Raw genomic sequence first — 24688 nt, forward strand, 5'->3', positions numbered from 1 at the left:
GGCAGAAGCAGTGAGGGAATGGAGATTTCCATGCGGCGTACGCTTGTTGAACGGAAAAACTAGAGGACCCGCCCAGCAGGGTCAACCCTTTCAGCAGCCGTGCTGCAAAAAGCCGTTGACCAGCCAGTTTGATACTCACATTGAAAAGTGTGCGTGAAATTTCAATTGAAACCAGCAGGCAGCGCGACTGACTATAAACCGTATCGATAGGCGTCATCGACAGGTCGAATGGCAAAGCCGCAGAGGATGCCGAAAACAAACAGTCCGGCGCCGTGATCAGCGCCGGACTGTTTGGAATCGGTGAATGTTTCTCAGGCTGATTTCTCCAGGAGTTCCCAGGAGTCGAGCTCATGCTCCCCCGGCTCCACATGGACCGGCGGACACCCTGGGAGCCGCACGACGCCGGAGCAGCCGTCGGGCACGACGACATGGATGCGCATCCGGCCGTCGGCGGTTGTCTCCCACGACGACTCGGCTGCGCCGTAGGGCGTTTCGTGGCGTGTCCGTGCCCAGGTGATGCCGCCGCCGGGCCGGGGCTGGAAGACAAGCTGCCGATAGCCGGGCATGGACTCGGCCATGCCTCCGACGACGCGGTGCAGCCAGTCGGCGACGGCTCCGAGAGCGTAGTGGTTGAAGGAGGTCATACCGCCGGGATTGAGGGTGCCGTCGGGGCGAAGGCTGTCCCACCGCTCCCAGATGGTGGTTGCCCCTTGCGTGACCGGATAGAGCCAGGAAGGACATTCGGTCTGGGTCAGCAGGCGGTAGGCGACGTCCAGGTGGCCGGTGTCGGTGAGGGCGTCACAGATCACCGGAGTCCCGACGAATCCTGTGGCGATACGGGCTTCGTCGGCGAGGACCAATTCGGCCAACCGGTCGCCGGCTGCGCGTCGTTGCGGCTCGGCGAGGAGGTCGAAGGCGATACCGAGTGCGTAGGCGGTGGGGCTGTCGCTGGTCATGCGGCCGACGGGCAGTACGTACCGGCGGCGGAAGGCGGCCGCCACCTCTGCGGCCAGTGCGGCGTACTGCGCGGCGTCCTGTTCCATGCCCAGTTCGGCCGCGGCCAGGGACAGGTGACGGGCGGAATACGCGAAGTAGCCCGTGGCCACCAGGTAGCGGTCGGTGCAGCCGGCAGCCGGGTCATCCGGCGGGGCGGCGGGGTCGAGCCAGTCACCCAGCTGGAATCCGGTGTCCCAGAGGCGATCGGGGCCGGCGAGCCGTTCGACGAGGTTCACCCATGCCTTGGCCATGGCGTAGTTGCGGCGCAGGATCTGCAGGTCGCCGAAGCGCCGGTACAGGGTCCAGGGGGTGAGCGTGGCGACGTCTCCCCAGGCGGCACCGGGCTGGATCGGCGTCCACATCGGTTTGCCGGGGATGACGGGCACGTACCAGGGGATGGTGCCGTCGGGAAGCTGCTCGAACCCGACGTCGGTGAGCCAGGAGTCCAGCATGCCGGCGCAGTCGTAGAGGAAGCTCGCGGTCGGGGCGAAGACCTGAAGGTCGCCCGTCCAGCCGAGGCGTTCGTCGCGCTGGGGACAGTCGGTGGGGATGTCGACGAAGTTGCCGCGCATGCTCCATACGACATTTTCGTGGAGCCGGTTGATCAGCGGGTCGCTGCACTCGAACCAGCCCGTACGGCGCATGTCTGTGTGATAGACACGGGCCGTCACCGACTCCTGCGTCAACTCCCCTGGCCAGCCGCTGATTTCGGCATAGCGGAAGCCGTGCAGGGTGAACCGGGGCTCCCACGTGTACGGACCACGTCCGGACAGAATCAGGGTGTCGGTGGAGTACGCCTCGCGCAGGGGTTGGGTGGCCGGTTCTCCGTCCTGGAGCACTTCGGCGTGTCGGACGGTGATGGTGGTGCCGACGGGGCCGTCGGCGGTCAGGCGGAGCCGGCCGACGAGGTTCTGGCCGAAGTCGAGGAGGTGACGGCCGTCGGCCGTTCGCCTGATGGCGACAGGGGCCATCTCCTGGGTGCAGCGCACGGGCGGGCCCTGGGGGGCGACGAGTGTGCGCGGGTTCCGGTTGCCGAGCCGAACGGGGGTCCATTCTGTGTGCTGCTCAGGCGTGCGGGTCGCCCAATGGGGGTCGTCGAGTCGGGCGTCGAAGTGCTCGCCTTCGTAGAGGCCACTACTGGCGATGGGCCCCGTGGCCGCCGTCCAGGTGGCGTCCGTGGCGATGACCGTGGTGGTGCCGTCGTCGTAGGTCACTTCCAGCTGGGCGATGAGGGCTTGGTCGGTGCCGTAGATGTTGCGGGTGCCGCCGTCGAATCCGTACTTGCCGCGGTACCAGCCGTCGCCGAGCCAGGCACCGATGACGTTGGTGCCTGTGGCGAGGTGGGCGGTGACGTCATGGGTGCGGTAGCGCAGGCGGTGGGGGTAGACCGTCCAGCCCGGGGCGAGAATCTCGCTGCCCACGCGGAGTCCGTTGATCTCCACCTCGTACAGGCCGTGAGCGGTGACGTAGAGGCGGGCTCGGGTGATCGGGCGATCCAGGTCGAAGTCTTTGCGTACCCGGGCCGGTTGGCGTTCGGCGGCCGGATCCTCGGTCCATCCGCCGCCGACCGGTATCGCACTCCAGTCCGCCGGGTCGAGCAGCCCGGCTTCCACCACGCTGGGCTCGCTCCATGCGGAAGGAGCCGCGGCTCCGGCTGTCCAGACCCGGACTCGGACGGTCACGCTCTCGCGTGAGGCCAGCGGTTCACCGGGCCAGGGCACCAGTAGCTGGTCACTTCCTTCGATCCGGCCGGTTCTGTGCTCACGGCCGGAACGTTCGAGCCGGACCTCGTAGGCCTGCTGGCTGCCGGTGCCGGGGGGAAGCTTCCAGGTCAGCCGTGGGGTGGCCGTACCGATACCGAGGCCGTCCGGGAGGTGTTCGAAGGAGACCGGGACGGGTTGGGGGGTCGACAAGGGGAACCTTTCTTCACGTGCGGGAGCGGTTGGGCTTCGGAGGTTCAGCCCTTGAGCGCTCCGGAAGTGAGGCCCTTCATGACCTTCTGGTTGAGGAAGAGGTAGATCAGGAGGGTGCCGAAGACGTTGAGGCAGATGGCGGCGAACAGGGGGCCGTACTGGGTGGCGCCGAAGTCGCCGGTGAAGTTGAGCAGGCCGACCTGGACGGTGCGCAGGTCCTGGCTGTTGGTGAAGGTGAGGGCGATCAGCAGGTCGTTCCAGATGAAGAAGAACTCGACCAGGCCGACCGTCAGGAGCGCGTTGCGGACCATCGGGACACTGATGGTCCAGAAGGAGCGCAGGATCCCGGCGCCGTCGATCGTGGCGGCCTCGAAGAGTTCACGGGGGACGGACTTGTAGTAGGTGGCCATCATGAAGACGGTCAGCGGCAGGCCTGTGCCGGTGTAGGTGAGGATCAGCGGCCACAGCGTGCCGGACAGACCGGTCTGGAAGTACACCGTGAACAGGGGAAGCAGGATCATCTGCGGCGGCACCATCATGCCGGCCAGAAAGACCAGCAAGGTCAGGTTGCGGCCCTTCCACACCATGACCTGGAGCGCGAAACCGGCTGCCGCTCCCAGCAGCAGGATCAGGGCAAGCGCCGGGACGACGGCGAGCAGGCTGTTGCGGACGTACAAGCCGATGTGGCCGGTGGTCCACGCTTCGGTGTAGTTGCCCCACTCCCACGTGGTGGGCAGGCTCCAGGTCGAGTGGTTGAGGTAGTCGCTGTTGGACTTCAGTGAGGTCAGGAACATCCAGACGAGCGGGTAGATCTCGACGACCAGCAGCAGGGTGACGACGATCTTCACCCACACCTTGCTGACCCGGACGCGCCGCCGGGAACGGGACCGTCCGGAAGCAGCGGACGATCCGCGGCCCGCCTGATGGGCGGTGGCCTTCACAGGGGTGTCGATGGCCATGGTTGTCAGCCTTCCGTGAGGTCGCGCCGTGAGACGCGGAAGACGACCAGGCTCACCAGCAGGCACACCACGGTGAGCAGCACGGCGATGGTGCTGCCGTAGCCGTAGTCGCCGTAGGTGAACGACGTCTGGAACATGTACAGGGTCAGTGGTGTGGTGTCGTTGCCCGGGCCGCCGTTGGTGAGCGCGACGATGGAGTCGAAGGCCTTCAGCGTGCCGTTGATACTGAAGATCAGAGAGGACATGAGCACGGGCAGGGACAGCGGCAGCACGATGTGGCGCACCAGTCGCAGGCCTGTCGCTCCGTCGAGGCGCGCGGACTCCAGGACTTCCTCAGGGATGTCGACGAGACCGGCGAAGAGCAGGACGGCGTAGAAGCCCATGGAGCGCCAGATGTCCATGACGACGAGGACCCAGAAGGCGCTCGAAGAGCTGCCGAAGAAGTCGATGGAGTCGATGCCCACCGCGTTCAGCAGTGAGTTGACGGGGCCGGTCTGCGGGGCGACCTGGAAGAACTTCTGGAAGAGCAGGCCGACGGCGACCGTGGGCAGTACTACGGGGAAGAACACGAGGGTTCGCACAAGCGCGGAGGCGCGCTTGAGGAAGAAGACGTAGAGCAGAGCCAGGAGGTAGCCCGCGACCACCTGGCCGGCGGTGACGACGACGGCGTACTTGAGGGTGAACCACAGGGCGTGGCGGACGGCCGGATCATCGAGAAGGCGGGAGAAGTCGGCGACGCCGTTGCCGGTGAAGCCGTCGATGGAGTTGCCCTTGGTGAAGGAGTAGCCGAGCGACCACACCATCGGGACGAGCATGATCAGGGAATAGACGACGAGTGCGGGACCGAGCAGGATCGCGATGGCCCTGCGGTCACCGAGTACGCGGTGCATGAGTGGTATCCACTTCGATGACGATGAGGAGTTGTGCCGAGCAGGCGCCGGGGCGGCGCGCGGAAGGCGCGTGCGGCGTCAGGCACGCCGCCCCGGTCGGCTCACTGAGCGGACAGCGCGTCCTGGACGGTCTGCATGAACTGCTCGGGGCTCACGCTTCCGCTGACCAGGCCCGCGGCGTTGGTCTGGCTGATCGTGGTGGCCTTGGTGCCGAACAGGGCCTCGAACCACAGGACGTTCTGCTTGGAGGCACTGATGGTGTCGCGCACCTGGGTAGTGACCTCGTTGGCGTCGCTGACCGGGGTGTTGACCTTGAAACCGGAGATCGAGCCGTGGTCCTTGAGCGCCTTGCTGCCGTAGTTCTTGGCGATGCAGGAGACCCAGGCGCCGGTGTTCTTGTCGAAGGACTTGGCGCTCAGGGTGATGCCGAGGCCGACGTTGGACGGGTACTGGTCGATGGAGCCCTTGCCGCCGGAGACGGCCGGGAAGGGCATGAAGCCGACGTTGTCCGCGCCGATCTTGTCCTGCTTGGCGTCCGAGATGTTCGCCAGTGCCCAGCTGCCCATGTAGAGCATGGCGGCCTTGCCGGTGAGGAACTGGTTCATGGCGGTGTCGTAGTCGATGGAGCCGACGCCCTTGCCGAAGTAGCCCTTCTTGCCGAGGGCGGCGATCTCGGTGGCGGCCTTGACGTACTGCGGGTCGGTCAGCTTCGCCTTGCCGTCGGCGACGTCCTTGAGCGCGTCCGGGCCGAGGCTGCGGTAGAGGTAGCCGCTGAGGAGGCGGGTGAGCGGCCAGCCCTGCTGACCGGAGGCGGAGAAGGGCTGGATGCCCTTGGCCTGGAGCTTGGCCGCTGAAGCGACCAGCTCGTCCCAAGTGCCGGGGACCTTCAGGCCGTTGGCCTCGAAGATCTTCTTGTTGTAGAAGACGCCCTCGATGTTGTACTCGTACGGCAGGACCTCCAGCTTGCCGCCGTACAGTGCCTTGATCGTCGACACGGCGGCCGGCTCCAGCTGGTCGTCGACTCCCAGCTCCTTCAGCTTGGCTTCCAGGTCGGCGATCTTCCCCGACTTGGCGAGCTTCTGGGTGAGCGCGGGGGCGTTGCCCGCGGCGAACTGCACCGGCAGGGCGCCCTGCCCGGCGAGCAGTTGCAGCTTCTGGTCGAGGCTCGCCTGGGGAACGGTCTCCACCTTCAGGGGCAGCGCGTCGTTCGCGGACTTGCACGAGCCCTCGGAGAGGCTGGTCAGGGCCGTCTTGACGGTGGTGTTCTCGGTGACGCTGAGGTAGCTGAAGTTCTTCGGCGCCGCCGCGGTACCGCTCCCGCTGCCGCCGCAGGCGGTGGCGAGCAGGGCCATTGAGGCCGCGCCGGCCGTGAACAGACCCAGACGTGTGCGCCGAGCGCGGAACGTGCGAAGGGACACGGGTGACTCCCAGGGGTTGGAGAAGAAGCGAGATGTGAGGCGGAAGGACGGCGCCGAGAGCGACAGGCGGCCGCGCCACGCTGGAGTTCGTAAAACGTTCTCCATGTCGAGTGGGCAACACCCTGCACCCGTCGCCCTACTCCGTCAAGACACGGAGCTGTAACACCAGGGATTTCAACCAGAGACTTGACGCTGGGCGTGTGACATCCTGTAAACCGTTACACCAACGACCACGAGAACCGGAGTGCGGGCGATGGACGGCGCTGCAGAACCCAGGCAGAACAAGCGCGTGACGATCACCGATGTCGCCCGGCACGCAGGCGTGTCCATTGCGGCCGTGTCCAAGGTGCTCAACAACGCCTACGGGGTGAGCCCTGCCATGCACGAGAAGGTGCAGGCCGCGATCACCGCACTCGACTACCGCCCGCACGCCGCCGCCCGTGGCATGCGCGGGCGGACCTACACCATCGGCGTCCTGCTGGACAACGTCCGCAACGCCTTCTTCGCCGACATCCTGGACGGCATCCGGGACGAGCTGCGCAGCTCCGATTACACCGTGCTGATCGGAGCGGCCGGGTTCGACGCGCAGGACCAGGCCCGCACCATCCGTTCCATGGTGGACCGCCAGATGGACGGCCTGGTCCTCATCGCGCCGAGCACGCCCCGCCCGGAGGTCCTCGCCACCGCTGCGTCGACGCCCACGGTCGTGATCGGCCACGACGACGCCTCGGACAGCCATGATTCGGTCGTCGACGCCGACGATGTCGGCGCCGGCCTGGTGGTGGACCACCTGGTCTCCCTCGGCCACCGCGACATCGCCCTTGTCTCGGCGCCTGGAGCCAGGACGGGCCGGTGGAAGAGAACACCCGAGATCGTGCTCGCCTCCGGCTACATGGAGGCCATGCGACGGCACGGCCTCGCTGACCACGCCCAGGTGCACCATGGCGCGTACTCCGACGATGGTGGTTTCAAAGCCGGTATGACCTTGTTGACCGCGGAACGCGCACCCACGGCCATCATGACCGGCGCCGACGTCGCGGCCCTGGGCATCTACCGCGCCGCCCACGAACTCGGCCTGCGCATCCCCGACGATCTCTCCCTCGTCGGCTACAACAACACGGCCCTCGCGGCCCTGGCCCCGGTCCAACTGACCAGCGTCGACCAGGCCGGACACACCATGGGCTCGACAGCCGCGCGCCTTCTCATCGAGAGAGTCGAAGGCCGCCGCGACCGGGCGATCCGCACCACCATGACTCCGCGCCTGGTCGTGCGGAAGAGCACGGCAACGCCAGGAGGCCGGTAGACCGTGGAACGGACGATGCCCACCGTGCCCGTGGTCCGGCGCGAGCCACCGCGCCACCACACAGCAGCCGCCCGGGAAGCCAGAGCCCGGCGCAGAGTGGGTATCAAGGACGTGGCGCGGGAAGCCGGCGTCTCGCTCGGCACGGTGTCCAACGTCCTCAACCGCCCCGACATCGTCGCCGCGCCGACCCGGCAGCGGGTCCTGGACGTCATCGACGCCCTGGGATACGTACGTTCGGACGGCGCGCGCCAGTTGCGCGGCTTCGCTTCCCGGCTCGTGGCCGTCTTGGTCCTCGACCTGGCCAATCCCTTCTTCACCGCACTGGCCGCCGGCGTGGAACAGGCCGCGCTCGAGGCCGACCTCGGGGTCATGGTGTGCACGGCCGGCCGAGGACCGGCCGACGAGGCCCGCCACCTTTCGCTGATCACCTCGCACCAGGTCCGCGGCGCCGTCCTGGCCTCCGGAGACGGCACGGGGCGCAGGGTGGCGGGCTTCCGCCGCAACGGGGTGCCGTTCGTCATCGCGGACCAGAACGCCCCTCAGCCGGGGGCCTGTTCGGTCGGCATCGACGACGTCGCGGGAGGACAGGCCGCCGTGCGCCACCTGATCCAGCAGGGACACCGGTCGATCGGCTACGTCAGCGGACCCGACTGTCTCCAGCAGGTTCGGGACCGGCGCCGGGGAGCGGCCATCGCGGTCAACCTGGCCGGACTTCCGGCGGAGTCGCTTCGGGACCTGCCGTGCCCGGCGCTCACCGTGGGCGCCGGCAGGGACGCCGGGCACAGGATCCTCGGCCTCAGAAAGCGCCCCACCGCCGTCTTCTGCGCCAACGACCTGCTTGCACTCGGCGTGATGCAGGCGCTGTACGAGGCCGGCCTGCGGGTGCCGGAAGACATCGGAGTGGTGGGATACGACGACATCGAATTCGCCGCGTCCGCCGTCGTTCCGCTCACGTCGGTACGACGCCCCGCTCTCGCATTGGGCCGCGAGGCAGGCCGACTGCTCCTCGAGGACACGGCCGAAGCCGCCACGCACGAACACACCCACGTGGTGCTGCAGCCGGAACTGGTCGTGCGCCGGTCGACCATGCGGACGCCGGCGCGGTGACCCGAGTGAGTCAGATGCTTTCGGGAACATGCTGGGGCAGCGTCTTCGGTGATCGGCGGGTCAGGGGAAGCAGCGCGGCCGAGACCAGCATCGTGAGCAGGCCGAGCAGCACGACGGCCGAGGCCAGCGTGCCCAGCATGCCCTTGGCGGCCAGCAGGGCGAGCGGGCAGGCGAATTCACCCAGGAAGAAGGCCGCCGTCCACAGCCCGGTGCCACGCCCGCGGTCGGCGAAATCGAGCCGGGACAGCGCCAGCGTCAGCAGGGAGGGAAGAAGCAGCCCCGTACCGACGCAGTTGACGACGGCGCCGACGATGACAAGGGCGACGTGGTCCGTCGCCCCCATCAGCAGAAAGCCCACGGCGCACAGGAGGAAGAGGGCCGGCATTCGGCGGCGTGGCCGATCGGTGAGCCTGGTGAAGAGTACAGAGCCCAGGACGGTGGCCGCGCTGGCCAGCGCCGTGACCGCACCCACCACTCCGGTGGACCGCACGCCCAGGTCGTCCATGAGATACGCCATCTCCACGGGCACGGTGTAGAAGACCATCGCGCCGAAGACGGTCAGCAGACAGATCCCCGCCATGCGCCGCAGCGGGAAGGGGTGTTGGCCGGCTGTTGCCGGCTCAGCCGTCGGATTCGGAGTGGGCAGCACCCTGGCCATGGCCGGAGCGAGCAGCAGGCCGACGGCGTACAGCCAGAAGGGCGCCCTCCAGCCGATCGAACCGAGGGCCCCGCCAAGGACGAAGAAGAGTGTGGCGGACGCCGATGCGCACATGGTCTGCAGGGCGAGGTACCGGTCACGGGTCCGTCCGCTGTAGTAGTCGCCGATCAGCGTGGTGCAGCACGTCATGATGGCCGCTTCGGCGACGCCCACCAGGACACGGCTGAGCAGGATGCCCACGAGCGAGCCCAGCCACAGTGGGGCGGTGCCGAACAGCGCGTACAGCACGGTGGCTACGACCAGCAGGCGCTTGCGGCCGAGCCGGTCGACGAGAACACCGGCGAACGGGGCGAGCACGGCCAGGGAGAGGGCCGGGACGGTGAGCACGAGCGGGACGAGAGCGGCACTGCCCGGGACGTGCTGGAAGGCGTCCTGCATGCGTGGCAGGACCGGAGCGATGAGGACAGCTCCCAGGATCGGCAGGCAGCTGCCGGCCATCAGCAGCACGGCGGGCAGCCTGCCCCAGACGGCCGGGTCCCCCGTACGTTCGTGGGCGGGCAGGGCGGCGGAAGCGGGCATGGCGGCACTCCGTGGGACGTGAGGAGGGGAGGAGCGCCGTGTAGCGGACCGGGCCGGACGGGCTGTGCGGGCGGCCCCCGCAGTCGGCTCACGGGCGCGGTGGTGTCCCACGACTATGCGTTCCGGGTCTCGGCCTGCCCACCCCTCACGTCATCCAAGTTGCCGATGCCTTCGATCCATCGTGTGGATAGTGATGTCGTTGGCTGCGTCGGGCTTCAGCGACTTCCCGCCCGGTGGCCGCTACAGCCGGCTCGCCGCTCAGCCCCGGGAGCCTAGACGGGCTCCGACGCGCGCGGCGGTCTCACGCAGCCAGATGTGTGCCGCGTCATGCGTGTGCACCGGGTGCCACCACAGTGCCTCTCTCAGCGGTACGGCTTCGTAGGGCGGCTCCACCACCTTGACGGCGGCGATGGGTTGCATCATGCGGGCCATCCGCGCCTGGACCAGTGCGATGCGCCGGGTTCCCGCGACCAGCAGCGGCAGCGACTGGAAGCTGTCGACGGAGACTTCGACCCGCGGTTCGATCCCCAGCATGCCGAGCTGGCGTACCGCTGGGGCGTCGTACGTTCGCTGGTACGTCACCCAGGGAAGCCGGGCAAGGTCCTTGCGGGTGAGCCGGTCGTCGACGCTCGGGTGGTCCCGCGCGACGAGAAAGACCCAGCGGTCGTCATAGAGGTCGGTGGCGGGGAAGTCGCTGATGACGCCGTGCGGCATGAACAGACCGTCGCTGGCGCTCAGCAGGGTGGCGGTGTCGTCCACCACGGTCGTCGGGGTCTGGGAGAAGCGCAGCCGGATCCCGGGAGCCTCCTCATGGATCACGCGAGCCAGCTCGGTGCCGAAGATCGCCACGGCGTAGTCGGACGCCACCAGCTTGAATTCCCGGTTCTCCTTGGCCGGGTCGAAGTAGGCCTGGCTGGCGAAGAGGCGTTCCAGCACGTCATAGGCGGTCGAGGTCCGGTCCAGAAGGACCTGCCCCAGCGCGGTCAGCTCGTAGTGGCCGCCGACGCGGGCGAGCAGGTCGTCGTCGAAGTGCCGGCGCAGCCGGGAGAGGGCAGCGCTCATCGCCGGCTGACTGAGGCCGACACGCTGCCCGGCACGGGTGACGTTGCGCTCCTCCAGCAGGGCGCGCAGAGCGACGACGAGGTTGAGATCCAAGCGGGCCAGGTTCATGAAAGTCCCTCTACAGAGCGATGCCGACCCGGAGCAATCCATGACATGGATGGAGGTCATCCACAGAATCGATTTCCCTGATCAGTGGTGCGGGGTCCAGATTAGTCCCACCGCAATCAGGAGGACATGTCCGTGAAACCTGAATCCGCGTCCGCACTCTTCGCCGGACCTTTCGCCCTCGCGACTCTCTCGGCCCCCGACGGGCCCCGCTTCCCCGCTCTCGTCATGCCGGACGGCAACGCTCTCGACCTTCGGGCCGCACTGGGTGACGAACAGCTGACCGTGCTGAGCCTGCTGGATCGCTGGGACAAGGCCCTGCCACAGCTGCGTGCCCTGGCCGCCGACACCGGCGTCAGCCGCACGCCGATCACGGACTATCACGTCCATGCCCCGGTCGAACCGCGCCAGGTCTTCCAGTCGGGTGCGAACTACCGGCAGCACGTGATCGACCTGCACGTCGCCCACCGTGCCCCCGGCGATGACCGGTCCGAGGCCGAACGGCGAGCGGAAGCGGCCGAGATCATGGACCGGCGAGCTACCGAGGACCTGCCGTACGTGTTCATCGGCCTGCCCAGTGCGATCACGGGTCCCTACGACGACGTCGTGCTGCCCGCCTGGGCCGAGAAGCCGGACTGGGAACTGGAACTGGCGGTCGTGATCGGCCGCCCCGCGTACCAGGTGTCCGTCGCGGAGGCATCCGCGCACATCGCGGGCTACACGATCGCCAACGATCTGACCGACCGGTCGACCGTCTTCCGCAGGGACATGCCGCAGATCGGCACCGACTGGCTGCGCAGCAAGAACGCGCCCGGCTTCACACCGCTCGGCCCGTGGATCGTGCCCGCCGAGTCCATCGCCGACCCTGACGACCTGCGTGTGACGCTGAAGCTCAACGGCGAAACCATGCAGGACGAGTCCACCAAGGACATGATCTTCAAGGTCGCGCGGATGGTGTCGTACGCCTCGCGGACGGCGCATCTCCTCCCGGGTGATCTTGTGCTCACGGGCAGCCCGGCCGGCAACGGCATGCACTGGGGCCGCCTTCTGCGCGACGGCGATGTGATGGAGGGCTCGGTCACCGGGCTCGGCGTCCAGAGCACCCGATGTGTGGCGGAGGCGAAGGCATGACGGCCGTCGATCCCCGCGATCCGGAAGGCGCGATCGCGCTGGCGGCCAAGACGTACTCCAACTGGGGCCGCTGGGGCGAGGACGACCGGCTCGGCACACTGAACTTCCTGGACGAGGGGAAGCGCCGCGAAGGTGCCGGTCTCGTCCGGCGCGGGACCAGCTTCTCCCTGTCGCAGTCCTTCGACATGAACGGCCCGCAGAAGGGCTGGCGGCGGCGCACCAACCCGGTGCACACCATGCTGGACACCGGCACCGACGCCGCGCTCGGCCACCAGGGCTTCCCGCACGGCATCGGCGGCGCCGACGACGTGATCGCCATGCCGCTCCAGTGCTCCACGCAATGGGACGGGCTCGGGCACATCTTCGATCACGGCAAGGCATGGAACGGCCGTGCGGCCGAGAAGGTCGTCACCTCCGACGGCGACCTGGTCACCGGCATCGAGCACATGGCTCCCCATGTCGCCGGACGCGGCGTGCTCCTGGACGTGGGACGGGTCGTGGGCACCGCCGGCGAGCTGCCCGACGGATTCGCCATCACCGAGGAGCACCTGGCCGCCACCGCGGAAGCGCACGGCGTGAGCGTGGGACGCGGTGACATCGTGCTGATACGCACCGGTCAACTGACCCGCGTACGCCGAGACGGGTGGGGCGACTACGCCGGCGGACCCGCGCCGGGGCTTTCCTTCACCACGGCCGGCTGGCTCCACGGCACCGAGATCGCGGCGATCGCCACGGACACCTGGGGCTTCGAGGTCCGTCCCAACGAGTTCGAGAACGCCTTCCAGCCCCTGCACCAGGTCGCGATACCCAATATCGGCCTCCTCATCGGGGAGATGTGGGACCTGGAAGCCCTGGCCGAGGACTGCGCGGCGGACGGAGTGTACGAGTTCCTGCTCGCCGCCGCGCCCCTGCGCATCACCGGCGCTGTCGGTTCCCCCGTCAACCCGATCGCGATCAAGTGACGCGCTCAGCAAGGGAGTCCTCCATGAGCACAGCCCGCACGGTCCTGGTGATCGGTGGTGGCGCTGCCGGAAACGCCATGACCATTCTGCTGCGCCGGGCCGGTCTGACCGTCGACCTGATCGAGGCGAGGGACGACTGGAACGCCACCGCCGGTTCAGGCATCACCCTGCAGGGCAACGCCTTGCGTGTGCTGCGCGAACTGGGCGTGTGGGAGGAGGTCAGCGCGTCCGGTTTCGGTTTCGGATCCGTCGGCATCACCGCTCCCGACGGAACGGTCCTGCACGTCGCACGCGACATTCGAACCGGTGGCGACGACCTGCCCGCCACCGTCGGCATGCAGCGCCCGAGGCTGCAGCGCATCCTGATCGACGCCGTCCGTGCCAGCGGCGCGTCGGTGCGCCTCGGCACCCGGGTCGAGCAGTTGGAGCAGGACGGCACAGGGGTGAGCGCGCGCTTCACCGACGGCACCGAGGGCCGCTACGACCTGGTGATCGCCGCCGACGGACTGGGTTCCACCACCCGTGCGGCCATCGGCATCACCGCCAAGCCGGAACCCACCGGCATGGCCATCTGGCGCGTCGCCGTCCCCCGGCCGGCCGGCGTCACCCGCACGGATCTCGCCTACGGCGGTCCGGCCTACATCGCGGGTTACTGTCCGACGAGCGACACCACGATCTACGCCTACGTGGTCGAGGCCAATCGCGACCGGGCGTCGATCCCGCCGGAGTCCTACGCCGACGAGATGCGGGGCCTCGCCGCCGCCTACGGGGGATTCTGGCCGGAGATCACCGAGCACATCACCGATCCGGCGAAGGTCAACTACACCTGGTTCGACCGGATGCTGGTCGAGGGCTCCTGGCACCGGGGCCGCGTGGTCCTCGTCGGCGACGCCGCCCACTGCTGTCCGCCCACCCTCGCGCAGGGCGCCGCCCTGTCCCTGGAAGACGCGTGGGTGCTCTCGCGTCTGCTGACCAGCGCCGAGGTCTGGGACGACGCGCTCTTCCAGGCGTACTACGACCGGCGTATCACCCGCGTCCGTCCGGTGGTCGAGGCGTCCGTGCAGATCGGGCAGTGGCAGCTCGACGGCGTACGCGACGCGGACGTACCCGGTCTGATGGGCCGCACGATGACGATGCTCAGGGAGCTGCCGTGACCTCACCGACCGTCGACGTCCACGCTCACGTGCTGCTGCCCGAAGTCGAGTCCCTCGTCGACGGCCTGCCCGGACTGGCGATGGCGAGAGCGCTGGATGCCCGGCGCAACGGCCCCGCGGCCCTCGCGGTCAGCGGCCCCATGGTGCGCGAGCGCATCCCGCGGCTCACCGACCCGGCCGCACGGCTGGCCGCGATGGACGCACAGGGCGTGGACGTCCAGCTCGTCAGCCCCTCACCCTCGCACTACCACTACTGGACGGACGAGGAGACAGCCGAGAAGCTGTACCGGCTGGCCAATGAGGCGACAGCCAGGCACTGTTCAGCCGCTCCGCACAGGCTGCGCGGCCTCGGGTTGGTACCGCTCCAGCACCCGGACCACACAGTGGGGGCGCTCGATCACGCGCTGGAGCAGGGCCTGGCCGGGGTGGAGATCTCCAGCCACGCTCCGGGCCTGGAACTGTCCGACCCGGCCTACGAGCCGTTCTGGTCGCGAGCGGAGGAGACCGGCGCCGTCATCTTCCTGCACCCCTTCGGATGCACGCTGGACGAGCGCCTGGACCAGTGGTACCTGTCCAACACCGTGGGCCAGCCCACGGAGAACGCCGTGGCACTGTCGCACCTGATCTTCTCGGGAGTGCTCGACCGTCACCCGGGGCTGAAGGTGATCGCCGCCCACGGCGGTGGCTACCTGCCGACGCACATCGGCCGCTCCGACCACGCCTGGTCCGCCCGCACCGACGCGGCCGCCGGCTGCGCTCATCCGCCCAGCAGCTATCTGAAGCGCCTGTACTTCGACTCGCTCGTCCACGACCCGTCCGTCCTGCGGGAGCTGATCCGGGTCGCCGGGCCCGACCGTGTCCTGCTCGGCTCCGACTTCCCCTTCGACATGGGCACGAAGGACCCCGTGGGCGCTCTGCGCGCCGCACGTGTCTCCGAGGCCGACTTCGAGGCCATCCGGGGCGGTACCGCCTCCGCCCTGCTCAACCTGACCCTGTCCTGAGGAGGAACCCTCATGAGCGCACGACTGCTCACCCATCTGCGGCACGTCGACCTGGCCGTGCCCGACTACGACAAGCAGCTCGACTTCTACGCGGGTGTCTGGGGTCTGACCAAGGTCGCCGAGGACTCCGGGATCTCCTTCCTCGCCGCCGAGGGCTCCCCCGAGCAGTACGTCATCAGGCTGCGCAAGGCCGAGGAGAAGCGCCTCGACCTCGTCTCCTACGGTGCCGCTTCGCCTGCCGACGTGGACACTCTCGCAGAGCAACTCCTCTCCGGTGGCGTGCGGTTGATCACGCAACCGGGCAAGGTGGACACACCCGGCGGCGGTTACGGCTTCCGCTTCTTCGACGTGGACGGCCGGACCATCGAGGTCTCTGCCGACGTGGCGGTACGGCAGCACCGCAAGATCGAGGAGAAGGAGTCGATCCCGGTCAAGCTGTCCCACGTCGTGCTCAACTCCCCTGATCTGGACCGGACGAAGGAGTGGTACGAGCAGCACCTCGGCTTCCGGCTCTCCGACACCCTGAGCTCGCCGCACATGGGCGAGGTCATGCACTTCATGCGGATCTCCAACCAGCACCACTCGATGGCACTGGCGAAGGGACCGCACGCCTCCCTGCACCACGTCTCGTTCGAAATGCGTGGCATCGACGAGTACATGCGCGGCTCCGGCCGGGTGATCCGCGCCGGATTCAAGAAGATCTGGGGCCCCGGCCGCCACATGGCCGGCGACAACACCTTCACGTACTTCCTCGACCCGCACGGCAACACCGTCGAGTACACGACCGAGCTGGAATGCCTGGACGAGGACACCTGGCATCCACACGTCTACGACTTCTCCCAGCCCGAGGTCACCGACCAGTGGGGCACCGCCAACCCGATGAACGAGCTCGTCGCCAAGGAGTCCTTCAACGACCCCGACCGCGGCTGCTTCGTCGCCCCGCCGGTCTGATCCCTCTCCGAACTCCCGGGGCGCGGCAGCCTGTCACCTGCCCTGACACACGGCGCCGCGCCTCGGGCCCAGCCCCAGCCCCAGCCCCAGCCAGGAGCTGCTCATGCGCTTCGCCGCCTACGAACACCAGCATCAACCCCGCGTTGCCGTGGTCGACGCCGATGGCGTGCTGTATCCCGTGCCCGGCCTCCGCTCGTTGACCGAGGTCATCAGCGCCGGGGACGGTCTCCCCGCACTCCTCGATCTCGGTGCCGCCACCCTCGACGTCCCGGCCGGCCCACACGTCTCCCAGGTACGCCTGCTGCCACCGCTTCGGCCCGCCTCCGTGCGGGACTTCGTCACGTTCGAGGAGCATGTCGAGGGCGTACGCCGCTCGGTGGAGGGAACAGGCGGCGTGCCCGAACAGTGGTACACCGCGCCCACCTTCTACTTCACCAACCCGCACGCGATCTACGCGTCCGGCGACGACATTCCGATGCCGCCGGGCTCCGCAGTCCTGGACTTCGAGCTGGAGGTTGCCGCGGTCATCGGCCGCGAAGGCCGTGACCTCACTCCCGACCTGGCACGCGATCACATCATCGGTTACACGGTCTTCAACGACTGGTCCGCACGGGACCTTCAGTCCGCCGAGATGAAGGTGGGTCTCGGCCCGTGCAAGGGCAAGGACACCGCCACCACCCTCGGCCCGTACCTGGTCACCGCCGACGAGCTCGAGCGGCATCGGGACGAGGACGGCTTCCTGAAGCTGGCTCTCACCGCTGAGGTCAACGGCGACGTCGTCGGCAGGGATCTGCTGTCCAACATGAGCTGGACGTTCGAGGAAATGGTCGCGTACGCCTCCCGCGGCACCCAGGTCGTCCCAGGCGACGTACTCGGATCCGGCACCTGCGGAAACGGTGGCTGCCTCGCCGAACTGTGGGGCGTACGCGGAGAACAGACCCCGCCCCCGCTCAAGCCCGGCGACACCGTCACGCTCACGGTCGAGGGCATCGGCACCGTGTCCAACACCGTCGCCCCCGGCCCTGAACTCATCGCACTCCCCGCCGGCCGACGCCGCTCCCGGGAGAGGCCATGAGTGACCCGCACCCCAAGAGGCTGCTCGGCAAGGTCGTCGTGGTCACCGGAGCGGCCCGGGGCCAGGGGGCCGCCGAGGCCGAGGCACTGGTGCGGGAGGGAGCCCGCGTCATCGCCACCGACGTCGCATCCGCCGAGGATTGTCGTCGCCTCGATGTCACCAGTGAGAAGGACTGGGCGGAACTGGCGGCCGAGCTCAAGGAGGCGTACGGGCAGGTCCACGGTCTGGTGAACAACGCCGGCATCACCTGGCGGGCCCGCGTCGGCGACGTGCGCCCCGAAGACCTGGCACGTGTCCACACGGTCAACGTGGGCGGCCCGCTGCTCGGCATTCAGCACCTCGCCCCGCTCATGCCGCCCGGCGCATCGATCGTGAACGTCGGTTCCTCGGCGGCCCTCACCGCTCACTATCCGGTCGCCTACACGACCAGCAAATGGGCTCTGCGCGGCCTGTCGAAGACCGCGGCCACGGAACTCGGCCCGCGCGGCATCCGCGTCAACACGATCCACCCCGGCTACATCGAGACCGAGATGACCGCCTCCGCCGCGCCGGCCTTCCGCGAAGCCAACATCCGCGAGACCCCGCTCGGGCGCACGGGCACCGCGGCCGAAGTGGCCCCGCTGGTCGTCTTCCTCCTGTCGAACGAATCCTCCTTCATCACCGGCGCGGAGATCGCCGTCGACGGCGGCCTGACCGCGCACGGCGGCGTGAAGTCCGTGTCGGACGCCCTCCTTGGGGAGGCCGGCGCGTGAGGCGACTCGACGGCAAGGTGGCCTTGATCTCCGGGACCGCCAGCGGTCAGGGCCGGGCCGCAGCACTGCGTTTCGCGGCCGAGGGCGCGCTCGTCGTGGGAGGCGACCTGCTGCACGAGCAGGCACTCGAGACACAGCAGGTCATCGCCCGCGAAGGCGGGACCGCCCTGACCCCCGGCCCCCTGAACGTCACCGACGAGCAGTCCGTCTCCTCCTGGGTCCACGAAGCCGTGGACGCCTTCGGCGGCATCGACATCGTCTACGCCGGAGCCGCCCGCATCACGGGAGCCAACCTCGTCGTCGACGGCGACTGCTCCGCCGTCCTGCCCGGCACGAGCCCCTGAAAGGACTCCTTCGTATGAACAAGGTCCGAGCGAGCGCCACTGAAGCCGTCGCCGACATCCCCGACGGCGCCTCGCTGGCCGTCGGCGGCTTCGACTCAGTGGCGTACCCGAAGCCCTCATCCGCGCCCTGCACGCGCACGGCACCAGCGATCTGAAGGTCATCTCCAACAACTGCGGCGTCGACGACCGCGGCCTCGGCGTTCTCCTCGCCGCGAGCCGCATCAGCCGAGTCACCGGTTCCTATGTGGGTGAGAACAAAGAGTTCGCCCGGCAATACCTGTCCGGAGAACTCGAGGTCGAACTGGTACCCCAGGGCACTTTGGCCGAGCGCCTGCGGGCCGGCGGCGCCGGTATTCCGGCCTTCTACACCCCAACCGGCGTCGGAACGCAGGTCGCCCGGGGCGGACTCCCCTGGCGTCATGGGCCCGACGCTTCGCCGGTACCGCCATGGCCGCACCGCTCGGCGGATACCCACGCCTATCCACCGCGCTCGTCGCCGCCTTCGCCGCGCTCACCGCCGCTGCTACAGCAACGCTGTTGAACTCATGACCAGCGGATTCAGTCCGTTGAGCGAAAGTTCCGAATCCGAACGCCCGATGAGGTGTTTCCACAAGTCAGAAGCCTGCGCAGTGGGGCGGGTGGGACTCGAACCCGCGGCCGACGGATGATGAGTCCTTCGAGGATCTTGGCGGCCTTTGCTTTTCTGAGTTGATCCGTGGGCTTTCTGCAGGTCAGATGGGGTGACCTGTGTCGACACTCCCCTGCCCTTGTCAGTCTGTTCCTATCCTTGCGTCCCCAATGCGTCCCCAACGCCGTCGCCCAGCAGAAATGGCACGGGGCTGCCATTCGGTCGCGCCCAGCTCTGAGGGGGCCTCGCACCTGCCCACAGCGGATTCCCCTTCCAACGCGTAGAGGCCCTGCCCACGGGATTGGGCCAGAGCCTCTATGGCCGCAATCACCGGCCAGATCTAAACAGCGAGCGTATCCGGAAATCATGGCAGGTGGCTCAGTTGCTCGCGCCCGGTGGGTCTGACACGAAAATGACTCGTGGTTGAGCCGTCAGGCTGGGATGGGGTCGAAGCGGATGGTCAGGCCGAGGCTGTTGGCTTCCTTGAGCATGCGGCGCATGGCGCGTTCGGGGTCGCGGCGGGTGAAGTGGTCAGCTCCGAGGTCTCGGTAGGGCTCGTGGTCGTGCAGGACGTGCCAGACGGCGATCACGAGTTTGCGCATCACGGCGACGAGTGCGCGTTTGCCGCCGCGTCTGGCTGTGAGACGGCGGAAGAAGACTCCGAGGTAGGAGCCCTTGTTCCTAATCGCGACCATGGCGGCGACGCCGAGCAGGCACTTGAGGTTGGCGTTGCCGGGTCGGGTGCGTCCCGACTTGCTGACTCCGGCGGACTCGTTCTGGCCGGGGCAGACCCCGATCCAGGAGGCCAGGTGGTGGGCGGAAGCGAACTGGGCCACGTCGCCTCCGGTCTCGGCGATGATGATCTCTGAGCCGAGTCGGCCGATCCCCGGGATGGTCTGCAGGACTTCCGAGCACAGCTGCCTCTGCGTCCTCGCAGACCACGATCTGGTCCTGCACCGAGGCCAGGGCCTGGAGTCCCGTGAAGCGCCCTCCGAGGAGGTACGTCGCAGCCTGCACGATCCAGTACTCAGGCGTGTTCGGGCTGAGCATGGTGACGCCCACCCCCAGGCCAACGCCGCGCCGACTGAGCGCACCCATGTACTGCGAGACCAGGTCCCGCACCTGGGCGTAGGTCAGTCGCCGGTCGCCCGCGACGAACGCCTCCGACGAGCTGTGCCGCGTCAGCGACTGGACGATGAGGTCGCTCAGCGTCGCACCGGCCGAGGCCGCCGATGCCGGAGAGGAGCTCTGGGTGATGGCGGAGGGAGTCACCCTTCCAGCGTGGGCTCCCACAGCATTGGGCTGCCACCGATGTTCCGCCAGGCACTACGGCTACCCCGCCAACCTCTCACCCATGGGAGCTGCGGGAGGACCGAGCCGACGAGCGATAGCCCCCCGGTGTCTGACCGACCAGCTCGGTGAAGGCGTCGATGAAGCTGCTGGGGTTCGACCAGCCCAGCCGGATCGCCGTGTCGGTGACCGAGACGCCGTGGCTGAGCTCGATCAGCGCCCGTTGAATGCGCAGCAGGGTGCGCCACTGACGGAAGCTCATCGACAGCTCGCTGCCGAACAGTCGGCTCAGGGTGCGTTCGCTGGCACCCGTGCGGTGGCCCAGCTCGGCCAGGGTCGCCGGGCTTGCTGGGTCCATGTGAAGCAGGTCGGTGACCGCCTTGAGACGCCGGTCGATCGGCTCCGGGAGGCGCAGCGGCTCCTGTGCGGCGCGGGCGAGCTCGGCGAGTACGACGTCGATCAGCAGCCGCGCACGGGGGCTCTCCAGCGGCTCGCCCTCGCTCATCAGCGCCAGATAGGCCTCGCGCAGCAACGCGCTCGCCACGAAGACCGACGGCTCGGCCGGCAGCTGTCCGGTCAGCGTCACGGGCAGCGACAGCACCCGGATGTCCGTCTCGCCGTACGCCTTGCTGCTGTGCACCGCGAAGGGCGGCACCCACATGATCCGACTGGCCGGCGCCACCCAGGTGCCCACCTGGGTCGCTGTGACCAGGGCCCCACGCGCGGCGTAGCGGAGCTGGCCGTAGTCGTGGAAGTGCGCGGCCACGTCGGCGCCATGGGCCAGCGGCGCCGACAACGGCGCATCGTCGGTGCAGAAGCTCGGCTCGCCGCTGGGATCGGACACGCGATCGAGGCTACCCGACACTGGCGGGTTATCGGGAGAACCTGGCGCGATACCGGTGGTGAGCCTGGCGCCGCAGACGCATCGTGGAGACATGTCACAACAGATCAAGCTCGAGGACGCCGCGCCCGCGTCGTCCTCCCCCCACCGCCGAGGTCAACACCGGACTCGCGCTCACCTCGCTCACGCCCTGAGTGAGGGGTGGCAGCGATGAGCACACAGACGACCGGCACGATCGCAGTCTTCGGCGCGACGGGGCAACAGGGCGGGGCGGTGGTCGACGCGCTGCTGGACCACAAGGCCACGGTGCGGGCCCTGGTCCGCAACCCGCAATCCGACCGGGCTCAGGCGCTGGCCGCCCGCGGCGTCGAGCTGGCGGCCATCCGGACCGACGACCCGGCGTCGCTGGCCGCCGCGCTGACGGCGGTCGAGGCGTTCTGCTTCATGACCCCGGAAGCGAACAACCTCGAAGAGGTCGAGACGGAGATCCGCATCGGCACCGCGCTCGTCGACGCGGCGGTCGCGGCACGCGTCCCGCACGTCGTGTTCAACTCGGTCTTCGGCGCGGACCGGGAGCGGGGTGTGCCGCACCATGACTCGAAGCACTCGATCGAGGAGCACCTGAGGAAGTCCGGCCTCAGGGCCGCGATGGTTCGCCCGACCCCCTTCATGGAGGAGATGGCACCGAGCCTGGAGCACGGAGAGATCGTGCTGAGGCTGCCGCTGCCGGAGGACGTCGCCCTGAAGATGATCTCGGTCAGGGACGTCGGCCGGGTCGCCGCCGCGCTCCTGCTCGACACCGCGGAGGCACCCGGCGGAGCCGTCGAGCTCGTCGGCGACGAGCTGACGGGCCCTCAGATCGCCGCGGCGTTCGGCGCGCGCGCCGGGCTCCCGGCACGTTACGAGGCCCTCCCGTTGAGCGTGCTTCCCAGCGACCTCGACAGGGCGATGTTCCGCCAGTTCGCGAAGGCGGCGGAACACCCGTCGGATCTTGCGGTGGTGCGGGCGATCGAGCCGGCCACCCTCGACCTGGCCGAGTGGATCCGATCCACCGGCTGGACCGCGCCCACAAACGTGGCCGGTTCCTGAGCCTCCGAGCCGGAACTAGTCGAAGTGCCGGTGCGGCCGCCACCGGTCCCGGCCAAGTTGATCTTTCACCTAGAGCGACGAGCACTGGAGCAGGACATGAAGGCGATCACCTACACCAAGTTCGGCGGCCCGGAAGTCCTCCGCCTCGAAGAGGTCGACGAGCCGCACGCCGGACCCGGGCAGGTGCGGCTGAAGGTCGTGGCGGCAGGGGTCAACCCGCTCGACTCCAAGATCCGCAACGGGTGGAGGCCGCAAATCGCCCCGCCGTTCCCGGTGATCCCCGGCGTGGAGGCGGCCGGCGTCGTCGACGAGGTCGGCGAAGGCGTGACCGGCGTCGCGGTGGGTGACGAGGTCCTGGGCTGGACCGTCACCGGCGCATACGCCGAGCACGCGCTGGCCGTCGACTTCGGCCCGAAGCCCGCGGACCTCGACTGGGACCTCGCCGCGGCACTGCCCGTCGCCGTCGAGACCTCGGTCCGCGTGCTCGACGCCCTCGGCGTCGGGGAAGGCGACACGCTCCTGCTGCACGGAGCCGCGGGTGTGGCCGGCGCCGTCGGTGTTCAACTCGCAGTCACCCGCGGCGCCACGGTCATTGGCACCGCCTCCCCCGGCAACCACGACTACCTGCGCTCGCTGGGCGCGATCCCGGTCGCCTACGGCGCCGGCCTGGCCGACCGGGTCCGCGAGGCCGCACCGCAGGGCATCGACGCCGTGTACGACGCCGCGGGGGCAGGCGACCTGGAGGTGTCGATCGACCTGCGCGGCGGCACCGACCGGATCATCACCATCGCCGATCTGAAGGCCGCCGAGCTGGGCGTCACCTTCTCCGGCCCCGGCGCCCCGTTCGGTTCCCGCCTCGGCGAGTACGCCCGCCTCGCAGCCGACGGCAAGCTCACGGTGCGCATCGCGCAGAGCCTTCTGCTGGAGGACGCCGCGAAGGCGCAGGAGCTGAGCGCGAGCGGTCACGCCGCCGGGAAGCTCGTCCTGCGGCCGTAGCTCAGCGCCCGGCCGGCTGGGGAGGCACGACGGCAGCGCACCGGCCAGTCGCCACGGTCCTGGCGAACCCGGCCAGCTCGTCCGCCTCCACCGGTCCTGCCTACCGCACGGCCTCGAACAGGACACGCCGCCCGCTGTAGTGCTCCTCCACATGCGCGACCAACGCCGGTAGCAGCGGCTGGCGTTGCCTGACCCGGTCGGCGGTGCGTTCGTTGATCCGGCGCCGCCGCGCCCCGAACCCCCGCAGGTCCGCCGGCGGGATCGGACACGGCGCGGCCCAGCGCGCCCACCGCTGGGGTTCCTCCAATGCCCAGCTCTGGATGTCCATGTAGAACGCGCGGACCGGCAGCAGCATGCCGGTACCGCCGTCGACCCGTGGTTTGCCGTCCTTGCGCAGCCGGATGGCCTCGCGCCACTGGTCGTAGACTTCCTGCGGCAGGTTCAGGTCCTGCTGGCCGCGGATTACGAGTGGGCGGTTCGTGATTCTTTGAGGGGTTCTGGCGTCGCCTGATGGTGTGAGCTACCAGGGCAATGAGGGGCCGACGAGGACGGCGCCGGGGCCGCGTTCGAGGTCGTGATGATCGGCCTGCGCCACCAGCAGACGTCTTCCATGGCATGGCACCGCTCGCCGGCCTTCAACCTCCGGTTCGTCGCGTCTGCGGCGTCCGGCAAACAGCCGATGATCACGGCCTCCCCCGGGCCCGGCGCCAACATCCGCACCACGGCGCTGAGCGACGGCGGCATGACAGCCGCATGGCTCAGCAGACAGGCCGGGCTGTTTTCTGTTCGGACAGTTTCCGCCCTGGCGCGCACCAGCTCCTCACGCCCTGCTCCGACGCGATCGAGCTCCCCAGAGTTGAGTCCGAACCCGGTCAGCACGGAGCTCCTCGGGCGGCCGGCCAGAGCCCACGGGGACTGGTCAGCAGACCTCACCGAAACCCTGCGTCCCCAACACGTCCCCAAAATCACGAAAACGAAGCCGCGGAGACGCTGCCAGCTCGTGACGTTGCTGAGGCACAAGTCCTGATCATCAGCATTGCCGCAGGTCAGCGCGATGTCTGCTCAGCGAGGGAGCGAGAGCCTCGCCCCGTTCCGAAGCCGCGAGCAGCGGATTCAGTCCGTTGAGCGAAAGTTGACGCTCCGACACCTCACGAGGAACGTTTCCGCAGGTCAGAAGCCTGCAAAGGTGGGGCGGGTGGGACTCGAACCCGCGGCCGGCGGATGATGAGTCCGCTGCTCTGCGCTATGACGAATTCACTCCCCACTGACTTCCCAGCCCTCGCTATAGGGCTAGTAGCAGCCAGATTAAGAACCTTCCTGGCCACACCGCCCGAAACCAACCGGGCCACTCCTGGGCTGAGTCACCACCCGACAGCAGCCCCGTTTGCGCAAGCCAAAGCAGGCGTCGCACGCGTGTCACTGGGTGACGAACGGCCGATCGATGACTGTCTCTGCGCGTCCTTCAGGCCAGTAATCTCCTCGCG

General features: G+C 68.6%; 21 protein-coding genes and 2 pseudogenes. 13 read left to right on the plus strand and 10 right to left on the minus strand.

Translation table 11 applies throughout. The features are described 5' to 3' along the window. Positions 1-311: 311 nt before the first annotated feature. From OHT01_RS07860 to OHT01_RS07875, 4 genes are all read right to left on the minus strand, one after another. Positions 312-2909 (minus strand): family 78 glycoside hydrolase catalytic domain, encoded by a 2598-nt coding sequence (locus tag OHT01_RS07860; protein ID WP_328552401.1) that lies wholly within the window; start codon positions 2907-2909, stop codon positions 312-314. 44 nt (positions 2910-2953) lie between these two features. After that, complete coding sequence (locus OHT01_RS07865; protein WP_328552402.1) at positions 2954-3868, minus strand: carbohydrate ABC transporter permease; 915 nt, start codon at positions 3866-3868, stop codon at positions 2954-2956. 5 nt (positions 3869-3873) lie between these two features. Further along, on the minus strand, positions 3874-4758 hold the full coding sequence (locus OHT01_RS07870; RefSeq protein ID WP_328552403.1) for a carbohydrate ABC transporter permease: 885 nt from the start codon (positions 4756-4758) through the stop codon (positions 3874-3876). 101 nt (positions 4759-4859) lie between these two features. Continuing rightward, positions 4860-6176 (minus strand): ABC transporter substrate-binding protein, encoded by a 1317-nt coding sequence (locus OHT01_RS07875; protein ID WP_328552404.1) that lies wholly within the window; start codon positions 6174-6176, stop codon positions 4860-4862. A gap of 253 nt (positions 6177-6429) precedes the next feature. Between OHT01_RS07875 and OHT01_RS07880 the strand changes: the two genes are divergently transcribed. Next, positions 6430-7479, plus strand: coding sequence for a LacI family DNA-binding transcriptional regulator (locus OHT01_RS07880; protein ID WP_328552405.1), 1050 nt, complete (start codon positions 6430-6432; stop codon positions 7477-7479). A gap of 15 nt (positions 7480-7494) precedes the next feature. Continuing rightward, positions 7495-8586, plus strand: a complete 1092-nt coding sequence (locus OHT01_RS07885) for a LacI family DNA-binding transcriptional regulator (RefSeq protein WP_328552406.1) — start codon at positions 7495-7497, stop codon at positions 8584-8586. 10 nt (positions 8587-8596) lie between these two features. Here OHT01_RS07885 and OHT01_RS07890 read toward each other — a convergent pair whose 3' ends face one another. After that, positions 8597-9823 carry an MFS transporter gene (locus OHT01_RS07890; protein ID WP_443043367.1) on the minus strand — a complete coding sequence of 409 codons (1227 nt, stop codon included), beginning with the start codon at positions 9821-9823 and terminating at the stop codon, positions 8597-8599. A 258-nt stretch (positions 9824-10081) separates the two neighbouring features. Beyond that, positions 10082-10993, minus strand: coding sequence for a LysR family transcriptional regulator (locus OHT01_RS07895; RefSeq protein ID WP_328552407.1), 912 nt, complete (start codon positions 10991-10993; stop codon positions 10082-10084). Positions 10994-11119: 126 nt separating this feature from the next. Here OHT01_RS07895 and OHT01_RS07900 point away from each other — a divergent pair, with 126 nt between their 5' ends. The 9 genes and pseudogenes from OHT01_RS07900 to OHT01_RS07940 form a co-directional block, all read left to right on the plus strand. Further along, positions 11120-12121: a fumarylacetoacetate hydrolase family protein gene (locus OHT01_RS07900; RefSeq protein ID WP_326789531.1), complete on the plus strand. Its 1002-nt coding sequence runs from the start codon at positions 11120-11122 to the stop codon at positions 12119-12121. Then, positions 12118-13083 (plus strand): cyclase family protein, encoded by a 966-nt coding sequence (locus OHT01_RS07905; protein WP_328552408.1) that lies wholly within the window; start codon positions 12118-12120, stop codon positions 13081-13083. The genes OHT01_RS07900 and OHT01_RS07905 overlap by 4 nt, the downstream gene beginning before the upstream one ends. 23 nt (positions 13084-13106) lie before the next feature. Beyond that, on the plus strand, positions 13107-14237 hold the full coding sequence (locus OHT01_RS07910) for an FAD-dependent oxidoreductase (RefSeq protein ID WP_328552409.1): 1131 nt from the start codon (positions 13107-13109) through the stop codon (positions 14235-14237). After that, positions 14234-15238 carry an amidohydrolase family protein gene (locus tag OHT01_RS07915; protein WP_328552410.1) on the plus strand — a complete coding sequence of 335 codons (1005 nt, stop codon included), beginning with the start codon at positions 14234-14236 and terminating at the stop codon, positions 15236-15238. The genes OHT01_RS07910 and OHT01_RS07915 overlap by 4 nt, the downstream gene beginning before the upstream one ends. A gap of 12 nt (positions 15239-15250) precedes the next feature. Next, positions 15251-16189, plus strand: coding sequence for a VOC family protein (locus OHT01_RS07920; protein WP_328455748.1), 939 nt, complete (start codon positions 15251-15253; stop codon positions 16187-16189). 103 nt (positions 16190-16292) lie between these two features. Beyond that, complete coding sequence (locus tag OHT01_RS07925) at positions 16293-17264, plus strand: fumarylacetoacetate hydrolase family protein (protein WP_328552411.1); 972 nt, start codon at positions 16293-16295, stop codon at positions 17262-17264. Beyond that, the gene (locus OHT01_RS07930) at positions 17261-18016 is read left to right on the plus strand and encodes an SDR family NAD(P)-dependent oxidoreductase (protein WP_328552412.1); all 756 of its coding nucleotides are present in this window, start codon (positions 17261-17263) and stop codon (positions 18014-18016) included. The genes OHT01_RS07925 and OHT01_RS07930 overlap by 4 nt, the downstream gene beginning before the upstream one ends. After that, positions 18013-18360, plus strand: coding sequence for an SDR family NAD(P)-dependent oxidoreductase (locus OHT01_RS07935; protein ID WP_328552413.1), 348 nt, complete (start codon positions 18013-18015; stop codon positions 18358-18360). The genes OHT01_RS07930 and OHT01_RS07935 overlap by 4 nt, the downstream gene beginning before the upstream one ends. A gap of 14 nt (positions 18361-18374) precedes the next feature. Beyond that, positions 18375-18814, plus strand: a pseudogene (locus tag OHT01_RS07940) (CoA transferase subunit A); the annotation flags it as partial. A 605-nt stretch (positions 18815-19419) separates the two neighbouring features. Here the strand turns inward: OHT01_RS07940 and OHT01_RS07945 are convergent. The 3 genes and pseudogenes from OHT01_RS07945 to OHT01_RS07950 form a co-directional block, all read right to left on the minus strand. Continuing rightward, positions 19420-20019 carry a transposase gene (locus OHT01_RS07945; protein WP_443043517.1) on the minus strand — a complete coding sequence of 200 codons (600 nt, stop codon included), beginning with the start codon at positions 20017-20019 and terminating at the stop codon, positions 19420-19422. Continuing rightward, positions 19907-20281: pseudogene (locus OHT01_RS40155) on the minus strand (AMP-binding protein); the annotation flags it as partial. The gene OHT01_RS07945 and the pseudogene OHT01_RS40155, both read right to left, overlap by 113 nt. Positions 20282-20336: 55 nt before the next feature. Beyond that, entirely contained in the window at positions 20337-21122 is a 786-nt protein-coding gene (locus OHT01_RS07950) for an AraC family transcriptional regulator (RefSeq protein ID WP_328552415.1), read from the minus strand. A 207-nt stretch (positions 21123-21329) separates the two neighbouring features. Here OHT01_RS07950 and OHT01_RS07955 point away from each other — a divergent pair, with 207 nt between their 5' ends. Next, positions 21330-22208: an NmrA/HSCARG family protein gene (locus OHT01_RS07955; RefSeq protein ID WP_328552416.1), complete on the plus strand. Its 879-nt coding sequence runs from the start codon at positions 21330-21332 to the stop codon at positions 22206-22208. 96 nt (positions 22209-22304) lie between these two features. Further along, positions 22305-23204, plus strand: coding sequence for an NADP-dependent oxidoreductase (locus OHT01_RS07960; protein WP_328552417.1), 900 nt, complete (start codon positions 22305-22307; stop codon positions 23202-23204). Positions 23205-23304: 100 nt separating this feature from the next. On the opposite strand, the gene OHT01_RS07965 is transcribed toward OHT01_RS07960, so the two are convergent. After that, positions 23305-23559 carry a hypothetical protein gene (locus tag OHT01_RS07965; protein ID WP_328552418.1) on the minus strand — a complete coding sequence of 85 codons (255 nt, stop codon included), beginning with the start codon at positions 23557-23559 and terminating at the stop codon, positions 23305-23307. Positions 23560-24688: the final 1129 nt, after the last annotated feature.

Origin of the sequence: Streptomyces sp. NBC_00358 (genome assembly GCF_036099295.1) — a bacterium.
Classification (GTDB): domain Bacteria; phylum Actinomycetota; class Actinomycetes; order Streptomycetales; family Streptomycetaceae; genus Streptomyces.

What these genes read in the sequence shown, in the direction of transcription:
- OHT01_RS07865 (WP_328552402.1), bottom strand. Translation starts at nt 3,868, where the DNA reads ATGGCCATCGACACCCCTGTGAAGGCCACCGCCCATCAGGCGGGCCGC.
- OHT01_RS07870 (WP_328552403.1), bottom strand. Translation starts at nt 4,758, where the DNA reads ATGCACCGCGTACTCGGTGACCGCAGGGCCATCGCGATCCTGCTCGGT.
- OHT01_RS07880 (WP_328552405.1), top strand. Translation starts at nt 6,430, where the DNA reads ATGGACGGCGCTGCAGAACCCAGGCAGAACAAGCGCGTGACGATCACC.
- OHT01_RS07885 (WP_328552406.1), top strand. Translation starts at nt 7,495, where the DNA reads ATGCCCACCGTGCCCGTGGTCCGGCGCGAGCCACCGCGCCACCACACA.
- OHT01_RS07890 (WP_443043367.1), bottom strand. Translation starts at nt 9,823, where the DNA reads ATGCCCGCTTCCGCCGCCCTGCCCGCCCACGAACGTACGGGGGACCCG.
- OHT01_RS07895 (WP_328552407.1), bottom strand. Translation starts at nt 10,993, where the DNA reads ATGAACCTGGCCCGCTTGGATCTCAACCTCGTCGTCGCTCTGCGCGCC.
- OHT01_RS07900 (WP_326789531.1), top strand. Translation starts at nt 11,120, where the DNA reads ATGTCCGTGAAACCTGAATCCGCGTCCGCACTCTTCGCCGGACCTTTC.
- OHT01_RS07905 (WP_328552408.1), top strand. Translation starts at nt 12,118, where the DNA reads ATGACGGCCGTCGATCCCCGCGATCCGGAAGGCGCGATCGCGCTGGCG.
- OHT01_RS07910 (WP_328552409.1), top strand. Translation starts at nt 13,107, where the DNA reads ATGAGCACAGCCCGCACGGTCCTGGTGATCGGTGGTGGCGCTGCCGGA.
- OHT01_RS07920 (WP_328455748.1), top strand. Translation starts at nt 15,251, where the DNA reads ATGAGCGCACGACTGCTCACCCATCTGCGGCACGTCGACCTGGCCGTG.
- OHT01_RS07925 (WP_328552411.1), top strand. Translation starts at nt 16,293, where the DNA reads ATGCGCTTCGCCGCCTACGAACACCAGCATCAACCCCGCGTTGCCGTG.
- OHT01_RS07930 (WP_328552412.1), top strand. Translation starts at nt 17,261, where the DNA reads ATGAGTGACCCGCACCCCAAGAGGCTGCTCGGCAAGGTCGTCGTGGTC.
- OHT01_RS07955 (WP_328552416.1), top strand. Translation starts at nt 21,330, where the DNA reads ATGAGCACACAGACGACCGGCACGATCGCAGTCTTCGGCGCGACGGGG.
- OHT01_RS07960 (WP_328552417.1), top strand. Translation starts at nt 22,305, where the DNA reads ATGAAGGCGATCACCTACACCAAGTTCGGCGGCCCGGAAGTCCTCCGC.
- OHT01_RS07965 (WP_328552418.1), bottom strand. Translation starts at nt 23,559, where the DNA reads ATGCTGCTGCCGGTCCGCGCGTTCTACATGGACATCCAGAGCTGGGCA.